This window comes from Amycolatopsis sp. cmx-11-51 (assembly GCF_047608665.1).
GTDB lineage: Bacteria > Actinomycetota > Actinomycetes > Mycobacteriales > Pseudonocardiaceae > Amycolatopsis.
Window position 1 is genome coordinate 103,596 of sequence record NZ_JADNQO010000015.1, and the last position, 19,240, is coordinate 122,835.

Annotated in this window: 6 protein-coding genes; 1 reads left to right on the forward strand and 5 read right to left on the reverse strand. The window is 69.6% G+C overall.

The features are described 5' to 3' along the window. Positions 1-6: 6 nt before the first annotated feature. Complete coding sequence (locus ACM6LU_RS33170) at positions 7-1,260, reverse strand: CaiB/BaiF CoA transferase family protein (RefSeq protein WP_414941773.1); 1,254 nt, start codon at positions 1,258-1,260, stop codon at positions 7-9. Positions 1,261-1,761: 501 nt separating this feature from the next. Between ACM6LU_RS33170 and ACM6LU_RS33175 the strand changes: the two genes are divergently transcribed. Further along, positions 1,762-2,109: a hypothetical protein gene (locus ACM6LU_RS33175; protein ID WP_414941774.1), complete on the forward strand. Its 348-nt coding sequence runs from the start codon at positions 1,762-1,764 to the stop codon at positions 2,107-2,109. A gap of 251 nt (positions 2,110-2,360) precedes the next feature. Here the strand turns inward: ACM6LU_RS33175 and ACM6LU_RS33180 are convergent, their stop codons facing one another. The 4 genes from ACM6LU_RS33180 to ACM6LU_RS33195 form a co-directional block, all read right to left on the reverse strand. Continuing rightward, complete coding sequence (locus tag ACM6LU_RS33180) at positions 2,361-2,507, reverse strand: hypothetical protein (RefSeq protein WP_414941775.1); 147 nt, start codon at positions 2,505-2,507, stop codon at positions 2,361-2,363. Between the two features lie 446 nt (positions 2,508-2,953). Continuing rightward, positions 2,954-3,151 (reverse strand): MbtH family protein, encoded by a 198-nt coding sequence (locus tag ACM6LU_RS33185; RefSeq protein WP_414941776.1) that lies wholly within the window; start codon positions 3,149-3,151, stop codon positions 2,954-2,956. 17 nt (positions 3,152-3,168) lie between these two features. Next, positions 3,169-4,410, reverse strand: a complete 1,242-nt coding sequence (locus ACM6LU_RS33190; RefSeq protein ID WP_414941777.1) for an MFS transporter — start codon at positions 4,408-4,410, stop codon at positions 3,169-3,171. After that, the gene (locus ACM6LU_RS33195; RefSeq protein WP_414941778.1) at positions 4,407-19,238 is read right to left on the reverse strand and encodes a non-ribosomal peptide synthase/polyketide synthase; all 14,832 of its coding nucleotides are present in this window, start codon (positions 19,236-19,238) and stop codon (positions 4,407-4,409) included. Before ACM6LU_RS33195 ends, ACM6LU_RS33190 begins: the two co-directional genes overlap by 4 nt. Positions 19,239-19,240: the final 2 nt, after the last annotated feature.

Genomic DNA, 19,240 nt, shown 5'->3' on the forward strand with positions numbered 1-19,240 from the left:
TACCGGTCACTTTCCTGTCGCCGTGTTCCCGGGCTGGTGTCCGTCGACGCGGACCACACCCCGGTCCGCGAGCGCGGAGATCGTCGCGGCGTCGTAACCCAGCTCGGTGAGAAGCTCCGCCGTGTGCTGCCCGAGCGACGGGGTGTGGGAGCGGATGGAGGGCGGCGTCGCGGAGAACCGCAGCGGGTTGCCGATGACACGATAGGGGCCCTCGGTCGGGTGCTCGCCGACCTTCAGCAGGCCGCCCTCCGTGACATACGCGTCCTCGGCGGCCCGGTCCAGGTCCAGCACCGGCGAGAAGGGGATACTGTTCGCCGCGCAGATCTCGGCCCACTCCGCCGTGGTCCTGCTCGGAGACAGCTGCTCAATCAGTTTGTAGAGGTCGGCGTAGTGTCGCGCCAGAGCGGCCGAGCTGCTGAACCGCACGTCGTCGGCCAGCTCCACCCGGCCGGCCGCGGTGAAGAAGTCGTGGATGTTGCGCGGCGTGTAGGGGATGATGCACGCCCAGCCGTCCGCGGTCGGCATCGCCCGGTGCCCGGGACTGAGCGACCGCGGGAAACCCACCTCGCCCGTCGGCGGCTGGAAGGTCTGCCCGGCCAGGTGCTCGACCAGGTTGAACGCCAGCATGGTGTCCGTCATCGGCACCTCGACGTGCTGACCCTCACCCGTCGCGCGCTGGTGGACAACGGCGGCGAGCACCGAATACACGATCGTGAGCGCGCAAACCTTGTCGGCGAGAATGGTCGGTACGTACGTCGGGACCCCGGTGGCCCGGCGCATCAGGTCCGTGAGCCCCGACGCCGACTGCACGATCTCGTCGTACGCGGCGTAATCGGCACGTGCCGAGTCACCGCGGAAGCCCTGGGCGTTGCAGTAGACAAGGCGGGGGTTCACCGCCGCGAGAGACTCGTAGTCCAGACCCAGCCGCCGCAGACCGCCCGGCCGGGTGTTGGTGATCAGCACGTCGGCGCTGCGGGCGAGGGCGACGAACGCTTCCTTTCCCTCCGGACTTTTCAGGTCCACGGCCAGGCTCCGCTTATTGCGATTCACGTTCAACGCGAGCGCACCCATGCCATCGTGCCGCTGCGGCTGGCTGTGGCGGGTCATGTCCCCGGCCGTCGGCTCGACCTTCACCACGTCCGCGCCGAGATCACCCAGGATCTGCGCGGCGTAGGGCCCCATCACGACAGCCGCCATATCGATGACCCGGATCCCCTGCAGCGCGGCCGCCGTTCCGCTTTCCTTCGCCGTTGTGCTCATCTGGTCCGACTACCCGAGGGAACGGCCGCGACACTTTTCCTGTGATCACAACCCCCGAAAGATGACGAGTACGACGACAGTGGGCCGCTTTCACCGCCAAAGGCACCCCGGCCACGAGGGCACTGGTGACCTACCGGCCAGTACAACGTCGAGGACGCCGGCATGACTTTGGTGCCATCCCAAGCGATCCTGAAACGCGCTACCGCGTACCCGGCGCGGAGATCATCCTCCCGCAGTAACGTTCCCGCTGGTCCAGGAACCATGCCGAGTCGCGAGGCAGTTACACGGCTGTCACGACACGGCCTGCGGTTGCCGAGAAGCCGTCGGCACCGTAGTGACCCGATCGAGTCATACATTTGCTGGTCAGCGGCTCGCGACGGTCACACGATAGCGGCTTCGAACAGGGCAAGGTAAACGGCGCCGATATTTTTGTCCTGAGCAGGGCCGAGAGATTTTCGGCGCTGTCCGTATGTCCGACGCATTCGCCATCAAGGAGAACTCATGCTCAAAAAGATCGGCATCGTCGCGGCCGCCATCGTCGCCGGCGCCCTGCTGGGTGGAGGCATCGCCTCCGCTGATACCCCGGACAGCCACTACGGCTCGGACTACAGCGGCCAGTTGGGACTGCTCAATCTGAACAATCTCGATCTACTCCACAACGTCAACGCGACGCTCGGCTTGTGCGACAACAACGTCAATGTTATCGGCATTCAGGTTCCCGTCGAGGACTCGCTCAACGGCATCGGTATTCCGATCCTGTCGCCGGGGCAACACCAGGCCATCGGTCAGTCGCCCGAAAGCTGCGCCGCGGGCGGCATTGTCAGTGGCGGCTCGATCCAGCACAACTGAGCCACTTCCCGCGACAGTAGAGCGTGCCATGGAACGCGGAAACGAACAACGAACTTGGCCTCCGCGTTACGGGCAAGCCTCCACACTGCCGACGAGGGGTCTTTTCCGCTGACGCCGAACGGCACGTCCCGAGGAATGGTTCAGCTTTGGCGACACCAGGGGCCCGGACACCTTCGTGTCCGGGCCCCTGGTTCGAAGCTGCGGGCGCGCTACAGCGACTCGAGGGCGAGACCCGTCAGTGGCCGAGTCCTTCACCGCTTGACGGCCTTGGCGAGCGGCGGTCGAAAATCACCCTGCCGGTGGCCGCCGGATTGATTCGAAAGCGGTCCGGGTACCTGATTGTTCATGTGGATGGCGCTGGTGACCCCGATGCTGATCATGGCGTTCGCCTTGGTCATGGAACGTGTCGAAGCGGGCGTCCCGGTCAGGAGAACGCGCCTCCACGCGGGCCCCAGCCGATCCGGTGCTCCGTCAACCGCACCCCACCGCCGGGTTGCCACCCGTCGACACCTGACGCCGCGAACCGACGGTCCCTGTAGTGAACACGTGGACCTCGGAGCCATCCGACGAGGCCGCCCATCCCACACGGCCGTCGAGCGAGGGCTGAGTAGTTCAGGTGGCCATCGAACGACTCTCGCGCAGACCGCCCGCCACTGTGGAACGCGCGATGGCACCACGCCTGGTCGCTAGCCAGATCACCCAGAACGTGACCGCAAGCGTGGCCTCGCTCAGGCAGCGGCACGGTTCATCATCAGATCCCGCGGGTTCCGTGGTGGGGTGACCACCGGAGTTCGGCCACGGGTTGCCCAGGCCGGAATCCCGACCGGGGCAACCCGTGGACGCCCTACTCGGCCGCCATCCGCTCACGGAGACTGCGGGGACGCATGTCGGTCCAGACCTCGTCCACGTGGTCCATGCACTCCTGGCGGGTGCCCGTCTTGCCCTCCGCGCGCCAGCCGTCCGGGATCTCCTTCTCCGCCGGCCAGAGGGAGTGCTGGTCCTCGTCGTTGACCAGGACCTGAAAAGTGGTGTTGTCGTCCATCGGGTTTCCTCTCTCGGTTATTCGGTGTTGGTTGCGGCGGTCACTTCGGCTGGTTCGGACGCGGCGGGAAAGCCGCGCAGGGTGGGATTGACGGCGGTCACCACGGTGATCACCGCGATGGCGCCCGCACAGACGAGCACCGCGGGCGGGCCGGGAAACACCTCGACGAGCCAGCCGCCGAACGCCGGGCCGAGCGCGGCGGCCAGGCCGCCGGTCACGCCCAGCACTCCCCCCAGCCTGCCGCGCAGTTCGTCGGGGGTGTTCAGCAACTGGTAGGTGCCGATGGCGGTGTTCGCCGCCGGTGGGAGAAAGGCGATCGCGGCGAACAGCAGCCCCATGAGGTAGCCGTTGTGCACGAAGATCGCGAGCGGGGTCAGGACGGTCAGCGCCCAGAACACCCCGGTGATCAGCAGGTACGGGCTGATCTTGCGGTGCAGGTACGGTGCGGCCAAGGCGCCGAGAATGCCGCCCGCACCGAGCATCGCCGCCATCACCCCGATCTCGCCGGAGGGCATGCCGCGGTCGTTGGCCAGCACGATGATCACCAGGTAGTAGGCCGAGAAGAACAGGTTCAGGCTGATCACGCAGAACGTCGTGACGCGCAGCCGGGGCTGCCCCCACACCCACCGCACTCCTTCGACGATTTCCCGGCCCAGATGCGCCGGTGGCCGGGCGGTCGCGGTGACCCGGTCCGGGATCCGGACGAACAGCAGCGCCACGAACGCGAAGAGATGCGTGAAGACGTCGAAGACGAACGGGACGAACCGGCCGAGCGCGAACAGGAAGCCGCCGAGCGCGGTGCCGGACAGCTGCCCGGCGCTGGTCCTCGCCGCGTTCAGCGCGACGGCGGCCGGGACTTGTTCGCTCGGCACCAGGCGGGGCAGGCTCGCCTCCTCCGCCGGTTCGAACAGTGCCCGGCACACTCCCATCACCACGGCGACGACGACCAGGAGCCCGACTCCGGCCTTCCCCCACCACAGTGCGAGGACGAGCCCGGCGGCCGCGATCGCTTGCACGGCCTCACAGCCGAGCATGATCCGTTTACGGGGCCAGCGGTCCACGAGCGCTCCGGCTGGCAGACCGGTGACCAGCTGGGCGATCGCCACCGCGCCGACGACGAGGCCCGACTGCGCGGCGGATCCGGTGATCGCCAGTACCACCAGAGGAAAGGCGATCATGGTGGTGCTGAACCCGGCTTCGGAGACGACCTGCCCGGTCCACAGGAGCCGATAGTCACGGTTCTTTCCCAGCCGGCTCACGCGTCGTCTCCCCGGCAGTCGGCCGCGATGGCCCGCAGGGCGTCGGCGAAGTCCGCGGCCACCGCCGCGACCGTGGCCTGGGTGTTCAGGTGCGGCTGGTAGTACCAGGAGAACTCCAGCTTGCCGTCCCGCACTCCGCCGACCACTTCGAGCACATGCGGCGGGCGGTTCGCGGGATCCTGCTCCCGGCCGACCGGCGCGAGGGCACGCCGGTAGAGCCCGCTGCCCTCACCGGCGTGATCGCCCTGGCCCAGATAGTTGAACGCGACCTCCGGCGCCGCGTCGCGGAGGTCCGGGAACCGGAAGTAGCGCAGGGCACCGTAACCGAAACCGTTGCCGGGCAAGGCTCGCAGCTGTTTCCTGACCGCTTTGACGAGATCACGCCAGCCGACGGAAGGATCGACCGTGAGCCCGACCGGGAACAGGGTGGTGAACCAGCCGACCGTGCGAGAGAGGTCGACGTCGTCGAGGATCTCCTCGCGCCCATGGCCTTCCAGGTCGACGGCGACGGCCCGCTGGCCGGTCCACCGGGTGAGCGCCCTGGCGAGCGCGGTCAGCAGGACATCGTTGATCCGGGTGCGATAGGCGCCGGGTGCCCGGTGCAGCAGGGCGTCGGTGTCCCGTTCGTCGATCTCGACATTGACCACTTCGGGTGGGGACGGCGGCGCGTCGGTCCGGTCGCGCGGGATCGTGCGACCGGGTAGTTCGCGTGCCCAGTGCTCGTGTTCGCCGTCCAGCTCACCGCCTTCGACGAACTCGCGCAGCCGGTGCGCCCAGTCGCGGAAGGACGTCGTCTTGGTCCCGAGGTCGGCCTTCTCCCCCGCCTCGATCTGCCGGTACGCGTTTTCGAGGTCTTCGAGCAGGATGCTCCACGACACCGCGTCGACGACCAGGTGATGCGCGGCGAGGAACAGTTGTGGATTGTCCCCTTCGGCCGGTTCTGTCAGCAGTGCGCGCAGATGCGGCGGCCGGGTGAGGTCGAAGTCCGCCTGCGCGTTTTCGGCCTCGGCCTCCAGATCGGCGGCGGGCACCTTCTTCAGCACGGACTTCGGCTCGACCGGCTCGTTGTACTGCGTCCAGCCGTCGGAGGTCCGCTCGAACCGCAGGCGCAGGGCGTCGTGCTGGGCGACGACGGCGTCGAGTGCCTGCCGCAGCGCCTCCTCCTCCACTCCTCCGCCCAGTTCGACGAGCACGGATTGGTTGAAGTGCGCCGGATTGGCGGGCTCCGAGGCGAGGAACCAGTGCTGGATCGGCGTCAGCGGCACGTCGCCGACGACGACCTCGCGGTCCACGACCGCGGTGTCGGCCTGCTTCACCACCGTCGCGAGTTCGGCGACCGTCTGGTGGGTGAACAGGTCCTTCGACCGCATCGCCAGCCCGGCCTGGCGGGCGCGGTGGACGACCTGGATGCTCAGGATCGAGTCACCGCCGAGGTCGAAGAAGTTGTCCGTGGCACCGACCCGGTCCAGGCCGAGGACCTCGGCCCAGAGTTTCGCCAGCGACGATTCCGTTTCGGTGCGCGGTTCCACGTAGCTCGCGGTCTGCGTCAAGGACGGATCCGGGGCCGGGAGCGCCGCGCGGTTCACCTTGCCGTTGGGAGTCGTCGGCACCGCCGCCAGCGGTACGAAGATCGACGGCACAAGGTAGTCCGGCAGCGTTTCGCCGAGGAAGGCGCGCAGGTCCGCCGGTTCGCCGACGACGTAGGCGACGAGCCGTTTGTGCCCGCCGATCTCGCGGGCGACCACGACGGCGTCGCGCACCGACGGGTGTCGCCGCAACGCCGTCTCGATCTCGCCGAGCTCCACCCGGAACCCGCGGACCTTGACCTGCTCGTCCACGCGGCCCACGAACTCCAGCGCGCCCGAGGCCGTCCACCGGACCAGATCGCCGGTCCGGTACATCCGGGTTCCCGCCGCGCCGAAGGGGTTCACGACGAACCGGTCGGCGGTGAGGCCCGGCCGTTTCAGGTAGCCGCGGGCCAGCCCGGCGCCGGCGACGAACAGCTCGCCGGTCGTCCCGATCGGAACCGGCCGCAGCGCGGTGTCCAGGACGTGCACCTCGGTGTTCGGGATCGGCGTGCCGATCGGCGGGGTGCCACCAGGGCTCAGCGGTTCACTCCACGAGGTGACGACGGTGGCCTCCGTGGGCCCGTACGCGTTGATCATCCGCCTGCCGGGCGCCCACCGTTCCACCACCGCGGCGGGACAGGTGTCGCCGCCGACGATCACGGTCCGGAAGTCCGGCAGACGCGCCTCCGGCACGGTCGCCAGCGCGACCGGCGGGATCAGCGCGTGGGTGACCCGGTGCCGCCGCAGGACATCGGCGAGCGGAGCGCCGAGCAGCGGTCCCTCGGGCGGCACGACGAGCGTGGCGCCGGCGGGCAGGGACAGGCACAGCTCCAGGATCGACGCGTCGAAACTGGGCGAGCTGAACGCCAGGACACGATCTCCGGCGCGCACCTCACAGTGTTCGATTTCGGCGGCGGAAAACGAGGCCAGTCCGGTGTGGGACACGACGACGCCCTTGGGCCGCCCGGTCGAGCCGGACGTGTAGATCACATACGCGGGCTGAGCCGGGTCCACCGGCACGCCCAGATCGGTGTCGGAGTACCCCGAAGCGTCGAGTTCGGTGTCCACCACCAGAACCGGGTCGGCGTCACGCAGCATGAACTCCACGCGCTCGGCCGGATAGCCGGGGTCCACGGGCAGGAACGCGGCCCCGGTCTTCGCCACGGCCAGTTCGGTGACCACGAGCGCCACCGAACGCGGCAGGAGGACCGCGACGATCCGTTCGGGCCCGGCACCTCGCTCGGTGAGCAGTCGGGCCAGCCGGTTCGCCCGTGCGTTCAGCCCCGCGAAGGTGATCGAGCCGTCGTCGGACAGCAGCGCGGGTGCCTTGGGTGTCCGGCGCGCCTGCGCCTCGACCAGTTCGGCCAGTGAAGCGGCCGTGATGTGGCGTGCGGTGTCGTTCCAATCCCGCAGTTGCTCGAGTTCGTCCGAAGGCAGCATCGGCAAGGCGGCCATCGGGCTGTCCGGCTCGGCGGCGAGCGTGCTCAACAGCGTCCGCAGCCGCGCGATCAGGCGCTCGATCGTCTCCGTGTCGAACAGCCCGGTGCTGTAGTTGATCGCCCCGTTCAGCCCGTCGCCGTCCTCTTCGAACTGCACGAGCAGGTCGAAGTTCGCCGACCCTGCGGGCAGCGGCTCCTCTCCCGCTACCAGCGTGCCGGTGCCGGACCCGTCGTCGACGTTCTGCAGGACCACCATGGCCTGGAACAGCGGGGTCCGGCTCGGGTCGCGGACCGGCTGCACCGCGTCCACCACGCGTTCGAATGGAACGTCCTGGTTGGCGAACGCGTCGAGTACCACTTCCCGCACCTGCGCCAGGATCTCCCGGAACGACCGCCGCTTGTCCACTGTGGACCGCAGGGCCAGGGTGTTGACGAAGAACCCGACGAGACGCTGCAGTTCGGCGCGGTCCCGGCCGGCCGTCACGGTGCCCACGGCGACGTCTTCCTGGCCCGTCCAGCCTGCCAGCAACACCTGGCAGGCCGCGACCAAGGTCATGAACAGCGTGCCGTCCTGCCCCTTGGCCAATTCCCGGAGTTTCGCGGTGACGTCCGCGGGGACGTCGAAGCCGAGCCATTCCCCTTCCGTCGTGCGCACCGCGGGCCGGGGCCGGTCGGTTGGCAGTTCGAGCGGTTCGAGCCCGGCGAGCCGGTCGCGCCAGTAGTCCAGCTCACCGGCGAGTTCGGGGCCGTCGAGCTGTTCGCGCTGCCAGGTCGCGAAGTCCGCGTACTGCACCGGAAGCGCGGGCAGCCGCGGTTCCTCACCGCGGGCGAAGGCGGTGTAGCAGTCGTCGAGTTCGGCGGCCAGCACGCCCGAGGACCAGCCGTCGGTGACGATGTGGTGCAGCACGAGCAACAGGACGTGCTCGTCGGACGTGCGCCGGAACAGCCGGGCCCGCAGGAGCGGGCCGGTGCGCAGGTCGAACGGCCGCGACGCCTCGCGCGCCAGCGTGTCCTCGTCGAAAAGCTCGACCGGGAGGCCGACGTGGTAGGGCTCGTGCACGAACTGGACGCCGCGACCGTCGACGGCGTCGAAGGTCGTGCGCAGCGATTCGTGCCGGGCGACCAGGGTGTCGAGCGCCTGGTTCAGGGCGTCGAGATCGAGTTCGCCGCGGAGCCGCAGCGCCGTGGGCGACAGGTATTCGGTACCGCCCGGCTCGAACTCGTCCAGGAACCACAGCCGCTGCTGGGCGAACGACAACGGAAGAGCACCATCTCGTGCCACAGCGGGAATTTGCGGCGTCTCGGCCCGCTGGTCCGGCAACGCGGCGGCGAACCGGCCGAGCATCGGCGTGGTGAACAGCGCGCGTGGCGAGATGTCGACACCCAGCTCGGCACGCACTCGAGACGTGATCCGCATGCTGAGGATCGAGTCCCCGCCGAGCTCGAAGAAGCTGTCCGTGACCCCGACCTGGTCGATCTTCAGCACCTCGGCCCAGATCCCCGCGAGACGGCGTTCGGTCGCGGTCCGCGGCGCCACGTACTCGACGGCGGTGTCCCTGCCGGGCGCGGGCAGCGCCCGCCGGTCGACCTTGCCGTTACGGGTCAAGGGAAGCGCGTCGAGCGCGACGAACGCCGTCGGGACGAGATGGTCCGGCAGGCGATCCCGCAGCCAGTCCCTCAGTCTCTGGATGTCGCCGACGACGTAGGCGACGAGCCGCCCGTCCCTGGCGGCGACCGTGGTGTCGGTGACCGCGGGATGCTGCCGCAGCAAGGCTTCCACCTCCCCGGGTTCGACCCGGAACCCGCGGATCTTCACCTGGTCGTCGACCCGGCCGAGGTAGTCGATCTGACCGTCGGCGGTCCAGCGCACCCGGTCACCGGTGCGGTACATGCGAGTGCCCGGCGGGCCGAAGGGATCGGCGACGAACCGGTCCGCGGTCAGCCCGGAACGGCCGAGGTAGCCGCGGGCGAGCTGGACACCGGCGAGGCACAGCTCTCCCGGCATTCCGGTGGGAACCGGTGATCCGGCCGCGTCCAAGACGTACGCTCGCAGGTTGGCCAGCGGACGGCCGATCAGGGGGCGCTCCCCCGTCACCGGGGTGTGGACGGCATCGACGGTCACCTCGGTGGGGCCGTAGTAGTTGTACGAGGTGACACCGGAGTCCACCAGCTCACGCCACAGCCGCTCATCGAGCGCCTCGCCGCCTACCATCACGCTGCCGGGGCGGTGTTCGCCGGTCAGCAGACCGGCGTCCATCAGCTGCCGGAGGTAGGTCGGGGTCAGGTCGAGCAGGTCGATCCGGTGGTCACGGAGGTAGCCGACGGCGGCACGGGGATCGAGCCGTGTCTCGTCGTCGAGCACGTGCAACTCATGGCCGTCGATCAACGCCAGCACCCCTTCCCATGACGTGTCGAAGGAGAACGAGGCGGTGAGCGCGATCCGCCTGCGCTCCTGACCGAGAAAGCCGTGGCGGTGCGCGGCGAGCATGTTCATCAGGCCACGGTGCTCGATGACGACGCCCTTCGGCGTTCCCGTCGAACCCGAGGTGTAGATGACATAGGCGGCGTTGTCCACGCTCGCCCGTCGCCCTTCGGACGTCTCGGGAGCGTGCCCCGGTTCGCCGAGCACCACCACCGGTCGAGCGTCGTCCAGGAGGAACTGCTTGCGCTCCTGCGGAAGTTCCGGATCGATCGGCAGATACACCGCCCCCGCCTTGAAGATCGCGAGGATCGCGATGACGGCTTCGGCCGAGCGGGGCAGCGCGACGGCCACCACCTCTTCCGGCCCCGCACCGCGTGCGGTCAGCTCCCGCGCCAGCCGCGTGGCGCGGGCATCGACCTCGGCGAAATCGAGAATCGTGTCGCGGAAGACCAGCGCGGTCTCGTGCGGCAGACGGGCGACCGTCTCTTCGAAGACGTCCAGGACCGTGCCCGGCGGTACGTCGATCACCGGACCGCTGCCCGAGGCCAGCAGGTCGTGCCGTTCGCCGGGGGTCAGCGGGGACAGCGCGTCGAGCCGGCACCGCGGGTCGGCGGTGATGGCACGGACGAAGCCGGCGAGCTGGCCCCCCAGACGGCGGACCGTGGCCGCGTCGAACAACCGCGGGTCGTACGACAACTCGAGACCGAGCTTGTCATGCAGATACGCGGTGAGGTTCAGCGGAAAGTTCGTCGTGTCCAGCGAATCGACGTCGAGCACGCGCACCTCCGCCTGCCCGCTGTCTTCGATCGGGTAGTTCTCGAAGACCACCACGGTGTCGAACAGCGCCGTACCGGCGGGCACGGCCGTCAGCGACTGCAGTTCGGACAGGGCGAGGAAGTCGTACCGGCGGGCGTCGGCCTGTGCCGCCTGGAGTTCACGCAGCCAGTCGACGACGGACTCCCGCCCGTGGATCTCCACCCTGGCGGGGACGGTGTTGATGAACATGCCGATCATCGCCTCGACACCCGGCATTCCCTCCGGGCGGCCGGACACGGTGGCGCCGAACAACACGTCGGTTTCCCCGCTGTAGCGCGAGAGCAGCAACGCCCAGGCGCCTTGCACGATGGAGTTCACCGTCAGCGCGGCGGCCTTCGCCATCTCGTGCAACCGGGAGGACTCCTCCGGGGTCAGTTCGACCAGGACCGCTCCCGCGGATTCGGCGCGGTGGGCCTCTTGGGGCCGCCGGTCGTAGGGCAGCGGGGTCGGCGTGGTGAAACCGTCCAGCACCGTCCGCCAGTGGTCGATCGCCTCGGCGTGGTCCTGGACGTCGAGCCAGGCCAGGTAGTCGCGGAACGGACGGCGGGGAACCAGCCGCGCGGCCCGGCCTTCGACGATGGCCGCGTACTGCTCGCACACCTCGCCGAAGACCTGCGCCGTGCTCCAGCCGTCGAGCAGGACGTGATGCGAGGTCCACACCAGCTGGACCTCACTGTCGGCGACCCGGGCGATCGCGAGGCGCATCAGCGGCGGCGCGGTCAGATCCATCCCTGCCGCGACGTCGTCCGCCAGCAACTCGTTCAGTGCCCGCCGCTGATCCTCCGGCGTGAGCCCACGCCAGTCGTGCTGCCCGACCGGGACCCGGACCTCGCGGTGCACGCGCTGGACCGGAATGTCCATGCCTTCCCACGCGGTGCTGCTGCGCAGGATGGGCGTGCGGTCCACGACGCGTTGCCATGCCTCGGCGAGTGCCTCCGGATGGCTCACTCCGGCCAGGTGAAGCCGGAACTGGTCGAAATAGGCGTTCGAGCCGGTGTCCACCAGGCTGTGGAACAGCATGCCCGTCTGCAACGGCGTGAGCGGGTAGATGTCCTCTACGTCGCGGCCGTCCCCGGCGAGGCGGTCGACGTCTGCCTGGCCGAGCCGGGCCAGCGGGAAGTCCGACGGCGTACGCCCGCCGGTCTCGGCGCAATGGGCGACGATGCCACGCAAGGCGTCGCGCATGGCATCGGCGAGCGCTCGAACCGTGCTTTCCTCATGCATTTCATCCGAGTACTGCCAGGTGAGATGCAATTCCCCGCCTTCGACGACGCCGATGACATCGAGCAGATACGGGCGGACACTTTCGGGAGAGATGTCTTGTCCGATGCTTTCGCCTCGTCCTTTGAACCATCCTTCAGCGGTGGCACCCACATCCCAGCGGCCGTGGTAATTGAACGAAATCTGCGGTGCAACTGCCGTACGCAAGGCGGAAACCGGCGCTTCCGGGGGGCTCAAGTAACGCAAAGCCTCGAATCCGGCACCTTTGTTCGGAACCGCGCGCAACTGTTCCTTGACACTTTTGAGCACCTCGCCCCACCCACCTTCGGGCAGGGTCAGCGCGAGCGGGTATTGGGCGGTGAACCAACCGATCGTCCGTGAAAGGTCGAGTGGCCCGGCGAGTTCTTCGCGGCCGTGGCCTTCCATGGCCAGCACGACCCTCGGCCGGCCCGTCCACTGGGACAGCACTCGGCCCAGCGCGCTCACCAGGACGTCGTTGACCTCGGTCCGGTACGCGTCGGGAACGTCGCGAAGGAGCGCGGCGGTCTCGGCCCGGCCAAGTGACACCGAGACGCCGCGCTCCGATTTCGCGGCGTTTCGGCCCGAACGATCAACCGGAATGTCCGTTCGCGCACCGCGAAAAGAAGTTTCCCAGTACGGGACTTCCTTGTCGAGGCGTCCCATTTTCACGTGCTCGTCCAGCGAACGAGCCCAAGAGGTGAAAGAAGTTCGCACTGGTTCCAGCTCTTCGCCGAGATAGGCGCGTTCGAGGTCGGCCAGCAGAATGCGCCACGACACCCCGTCCATGACGAGATGGTGCGCGGTGAGGAACAGTTGCGGCGCCCGACCGCGGAAGGTGAACAGTACCGCGCGCCAGAGCGGCCCGGTGACGATGTCGAGCGAGATCTGTGCCCGCACCGCCTCGGCGTGCATCGCCGCGGCCACATCGTCCACTTCGGACAGATCGACCTGACGGAGGAGGTCGGCCGACTCGACCGGCGCGGCTTCCTGCACCCAGCCGTGGTCCTTGCGGGAGAAGCGCAGGCGAAGCGCGTCGTGCCTCCCGGCGACCCGGCCCAGCGCGGCGATCAGCCTCGGTACGTCCACTGAGGACAGTACGACGTGCACGGACATGGTGAGCCGCCATGGCTCGTCAAGGTGCTCGAACAGCCAGGACTGGATCGGGCCGAGCGGGGCAGGCCCGCCCTTGTCCTCGACCGGCGCGACAGGCGCGTCAGGCTGGGCGACGGTGGCGAGTTCGGCGATGGTCTGATTGCGGAACAGGTCCTTGGACGTCAAGGCCAGCCCCGCCTGCCGGGCCGCGGCGACGACCTGGATGCTGAGGATCGAGTCTCCCCCGAGGCCGAAGAAGTTGTCCTCGACGCCGACCCGGTCGACGCCCAGCACTCCTGACCACACCGCGGCCAGTACGGTCTCGGCTTCGGTGCGCGGGGCCACGTAGCGGTTCTCGGTCCGCGCGCCCGGCTCCGGCAGCGCCCGGTGATCGAGTTTGCCGTTGGCGTTGAGCGGCAACCGCTCCAGCGGGACGAACACCGCGGGCACCATCTGCGCGGGCAGCGAGCGGCCGAGGAACTCTCGCAACGCGATGGTCCCCGGCACTGCACCGGTCAGATAGGCGACGAGACGGCGGGCGTCCCCGGTGCCGTGCGCGACGACGGCGGCCGCGTCGACGTCGGGATGGGCGATCAAAGCGGCTTCGATCTCGCCGGGTTCGATCCGGAACCCGCGGATCTTGACCTGGTGGTCGGCCCGGCCGCGGTAGTCCAGCTCACCGTCGGCGGTCCAGCGCAGCAGGTCGCCGGTGCGGTACATGCGGGTTCCGGGAGCACCGAAGGGATCTGCGAGGAAACGCGAGGCAGTCAGGCCGGGGCGATCGAGGTAACCGCGGGCCAGCCCCGCGCCCGCGACGTACAGCTCGCCGGTGACACCGGGCGGCACCGGTGCTAAATCCGCGTCGAGCACGTAGGTCCGCAGATCCGGGATCGGCACGCCGACCGCGCCGGATCCGCCTGCTTCCAGCGCCCGGTAGGTCACGTGCACCGTGGTTTCGGTGATGCCGTACATGTTGACCAGCCGCGGTCCGTCCGGATGCCGCCGGTACCACTCCGCCAGCCGCGCGGGATCCAGCGCTTCGCCGCCGAAGATCACGTACCGAAGACTCAACGGTGGCGAGGACAGCGCGCTCAGCCGGTAGAACGCCGACGGTGTCTGGTTGAGGACCGTCACCCGCTGCTCGGCCAGCAGTGCCAGGAAGTCTTCCGGCTCGCGGACCGTGTCCTGCGGCACGACGACGAGCCTGCCGCCGTGCAGCAGCGCTCCCCACAGTTCCCAGACCGAGAAGTCGAACGCGTAGGAGTGGAACAGCGTCCAAACGTCCTGGTCGCCGAAGCCGAACCAGGCGTCGGTCGAGGAGAACAGCCGGGTCACGTTCGCGTGCGGGACCAGCACGCCCTTGGGCACACCGGTGGAGCCGGAGGTGTAGATGACGTAGGCGGTGTTGTCCGCCTCGACCTTCACCGCCGGAGCCGTCTCCGGCCATTCCTCGGCCTCGACGGAGTCGACGACGCAGACCGGGCTAGCGTCCGCCAGCGTCGCCTCGATCCGCGCGGCCGGGTAGGCCGGGTCGATCGGGAGGTACGCCGCACCCGTTTTCAGCACCCCGAGTACCGCGACGACGAGGTCCGCCGTGCGCGGCAGCCGGAGCGCCACCAGCCGCTCCGGACCGGCTCCTTCGGCGATCAACCGGTGGGCGAGGCGATTGGCGCGCCGGTCCAGTTCGTCGTAGGTCAGCTCGGTGTTCCCACTCGTCACAGCGACGGCGTCCGGGGTGCGCGCCACCTGTGCGGCGAAGAGTTCGTGCAGGGCGGGCGCCGGTTCGGCGGCCGCCTTGCCGTTCCACTCCAGCAGGACCCGGTCGTGGTCGGCGGGGCTGATCCACGGCAGCCGTCCGAGCGGCCGCTCCGGAGCCGTCGCGATGCCGTCGAGCAGCAGGCTCAGCCAGCCGGTCAGCCGTTCGATCGTGGTGGCGTCGAACAGATCGGTGTTGTAGTTGACCAGCGCGTCGAGCCGTCCGGCGGTCTCCTGGAAGTGGATCGTGAGGTCGAAACCGGCGGTCACGACCGGCGGCGCCAGCTCCTCGACGTCCACTCCGGACATCGACGGGCGGGCGTCCGGCGTGTTGTGCAGGACGACCAGGACCTGGCACAACGGGGTCCGGCTGGTGTCGCGTTCGGGCTGGAGGTCGTCGACGACGCGGTCGAAAGGCACATCCTGGTGAGCGAAGGCGTCCAGGACGGTATCGCGCACGTCGTCCAGGAAAGTGTCGAATCCGCGCTTCAAGTCCACTGTGGACCGCAGGACGAGCGTATTGACGAAGAAGCCGATCAGACCTTCGAGATCGGTGCGCTCACGGCCGGAAACCACAGTACCGACGGCGATGTCGTCCTGCCCCGACCACCGCGCGAACACCAGCTTGGAGGCGGCGAGCAGGGTCATGAACAGGGTGCCACCCTGACGACGGGACAGCTCCTTGAGCCGCGCCGTGGTCCCGGCGGGCACGCTGAATTCGTGCAGGGCGCCGTTCTTGGTCCGGACGGCCGGACGAGGCCGGTCGGTGGGCAGCTCCAGCGCCGGAATCCCGTCGAGCCGGTGGCGCCAGTAGCTGAGCTGAGCGTCGAACTCGGTGCCCTGCAGGCGTTCCCGCTGCCAGACGGCGTAATCGGCGTACTGCGCCGAAAGCGGCGGAAGGTGCGGCTCCTCACCGCGGGCGAACGCGGTGTAGCAAGCGGCCAGTTCGCCCAGCAGCACGCCCGAGGACCAGCCGTCGGTGACGATGTGGTGCAGCACGAGGGTGAGCACGTGGTCACCGGGGGCGAGCCGGGTGAGCGCCGCCCGCAGCAACGGGCCGGCGTGCAGGTCGACGGGGCCGGTCGCGGCGGCGAGCGCGGTGTCCAGGTCGCCGTCGGAGACGGGGACGTCGACGGTGTACGGCGGATGGATCACCTGGACGCCGCGTCCGTCGACGGTCGCGAATGTGGTGCGCAGGGACTCGTGCCGGGCGACCAACGCGGTCAGCGCGCGGTCGAGCGCGCCGAAGTCCAGCTCGCCGCGCAGCCGCAGCGCGGTCGGCGACACGTATTCGGTGCTGCCCGGTTCGAATTCGTCGAGGAACCACAGCCGTTGCTGGGCGAAGGACAGCGGCGCTTCGAAGCGGCCCCCGTCGCGGGGCAGCAGCGGGATCGTCGTCCGGGACGCCCTGGCGGACGGCAGTTGCGCGGCGAGCCGCGCCGGGGTGGGCGCAGTGAACACCAGCCGCGCGGGCACTTCGGCGCCCAGTGCGTCCCGCAACCGGGCGAGAACCCGGATCCCGAGCAGGGAGTCCCCGCCGAGGTCGAAGAAGTTGTCGTCGGTGCCGACCCGCTCGACGCCGAGGACCTCGGACCAGATATCGGTCACCAGCCGCTCGCGTTCGTCCCGGGGAGCGACGTACGGGGTGGAAGTGGTGTGCTCCGGATCGGGCAGGGCCCGCCGGTCCAGCTTGCCGTGCCGGGTCAGCGGGAACCGGTCGAGGGCGACGAACGCCGAGGGCACGAGGTGGCCGGGCAGGATTCCGGTCAACGCGGTCCGAAGCCGGACAGGATCGGCGTCGCCGACGACGTAGGCGACCAGGCGGCCGTCGCGCGCGTCCACCGCGGCGTCGGTGACGTCCGGTTGCGCACGCAGCACGGCCTCGACCTCGCCCGGTTCGATCCGGAAGCCACGGACCTTGACCTGCTCGTCGACCCGGCCGAGGTGTTCCAGCTGCCCGTCCGCGGTCCAGCGGGCGCGGTCGCCCGTGCGGTAGAGCCGGGTTCCCGGCGGGCCGAACGGATCCGCGGTGAACCGGTCGGCGGTCAGGCCGGGCCTGCCGAGGTACCCGCGGGCGAGTTGTGCGCCGGAAAGGCACAGCTCACCCGGCACGCCGGCCGGGACGAGCCGCGACCACTCGTCGAGGACGTAGGCGGTCACGTTCCCGAGCGGCCTGCCGATCACGGGCCGCTCGCCCGCCACCGGCGCGCTCGTGGCGTCCACAGTGGACTCGGTGGGCCCGTAGTAGTTGTGGGCAGCAGTGTCGGACGCGGCGAGTTCGCGCCAGAGATCCTCGTCGAGGGCCTCGCCGCCGACCATCAGGAACCGCGGCCGGTGGTCGCCGTCGAGCAGCCCGGCCGGCAGCAGCTGCCGCAGGTAGGACGGCGTCACGTCGAGGAAGTCGACACGCGCGTCCCGGACGTAGCGGATCAGCCCGGCCGGATCGAGACGGGTTTCCTCGGTGATGACATGCAGCTCGTGGCCGTCGGCGAGCAGCAGCGGGCCTTCCCACGAGGTGTCGAACGACAGCGTCGCGGTCAACGCGACACGCAGGGGGTCACGGCCGAACACGGCGCGGTGGTTGGCCAGCAGGTTGACCAGGGCCGCGTGCTCGACGACGACGCCCTTCGGCGTGCCAGTCGAGCCCGAGGTGTGGATGACGTACGCGGCGTCGGAAAGCCGAGGCGCGGCCGGTCTCGGCCCACCGGTGGTGCCGTCGAAGGTTTCGTCGAGCACGACCACCGGCCGGGTGTCGTCCAGCAGCACCCGGATCCGCTCCGGCGGCAGGCCCTGGTCGATCGACAGATGGACGGCACCCGCCTTGAGCACGGCGAACAACGCGGCGATCGCGTCCGCCGAACGCGGCAGCACCACCGCGACGACCCGGTCCGGACCGGCGCCGCGAGCGGCCAGCTCTCCGGCGAGGGCGTCGGTGCGGGCGGCGAGTTCGGCGAAGGTCAGCCGGACGTCGCCGCACACCAGCGCGGTCGCGTCCGGCCGGGTGCCCGCCTGGTGGTCCAGGAGATCGACGATCGTCGCCGCGGGTACTTCCAGCTCGCTACTCCCCCAGTCGAGCAGACGGCGCTCTTCGGCGTCGTCGGTCAGCGGCAGGTCGGCGATCCGGCGGCCGGGTCCGGCGGCGATCCCCGCCAGCAGCCGCAGCAGATGCCCGACGATCTTCTCGATCGTGGCGGCGTCGAAAAGTTCGGTGCTGTACTCGAAAAGTCCGGCCAGCTCGCCATCGGACTCCTCGAACTCCACGGACAGGTCGAAGTTCGCCGCGTCCCGCGCGACGTCCGCCGGTTCGGCGGTCAGTCCCGGGAACTCCAGGCCGGTACCGGTGCTCGAATGCAGCAGCACCATGACGTCGAACAGCGGGTTGCGGCCCGGGTCGCGGCCGGCCTGCACGGCGTCGACCACCGCGTCGAACGGCACGTCGTCATGGCCGAAGGCGTCCAGGACGGTTCGCTTCGTGTGGGTCAGGTGCTCGGTGAAGGACGCTGAAGAGTCCACGGCCGTGCGCAGGACGACGGTGTTGACGAAGAAACCGACGACGCGTTCGAGTTCCGGTCGTTCGCGGCCCCGCACGACGGTGCCGAGCGCGATGTCCTCTTGCCCGGTGTAGCGGGCGAACAGCGCCTGGCAGGCACTGAGCAGCACGGTGAACAGCGTGGTCTCCGACTCCCGGGCCAGCTCCGCCAGCCGCTTGGACACCCCCGTGGGGACGGCGAATTCCCGCACCGCGCCCGCGGTGCTCCGGACGGCGGGCCGCGGCCGGTCGGTGGGCAGCTCGAGCGGGGAGACGTCGGCGAGCTGCTCTTTCCAGAAGTCCAGACCGGCACCGCGCGGCGACCGGCTTCCTTGCCAGACGGCGAAATCCGCGTACTGCACCGGCTGCGGCGGCAGCGCCGCGTGTTCGCCGTCGCGGTACAGCAGGCCGAGTTCCTCGGTCAGCACGCCCATCGACGCACCGTCGGTGGCGATGTGGTGCACGCACACCAGCAGCACGTGCTCGTTCTCGGCGAGCCGCACCAGGGTCGCGCGCAGCAGCGGGCCGCGGCGCAGGTCGAACGGCCGCGTGTACTCGGCACGCAGGACGTCTTCGAGATCTTCGGACGAGACGTCCACGACGGGCAACGCGACGTCGTACGGCGGCTGGACGAGTTGGACGCCTTCGCCGTCGACCTCGTCGAAGGTCGTGCGCAACGGTTCGTGCCGGGCGACCAGCAGGCGGAGCGCGGTGGCCAGCGCGGCGTGGTCGAGCGATCCGGTCAGGCGCAGGGCGAACGCGCTGTTGTACTCGGAGTCGTCCGGGCGCAGCCTGCTGAGGAACCACAGCCGTCGCTGGGCGGGTGAGAGCGAGATCGGGCGGGAACGGTCGGCGGCGGCCGGGATCTCCGGCGCCGGTGCGGCCGTTCCCGCCATCCGCGCTCGCAGCGCCTCCCGCAGGTGGGCGGGCAGTGCCGCGATGCGGTCCTGTCGGGACGAGGTCATGG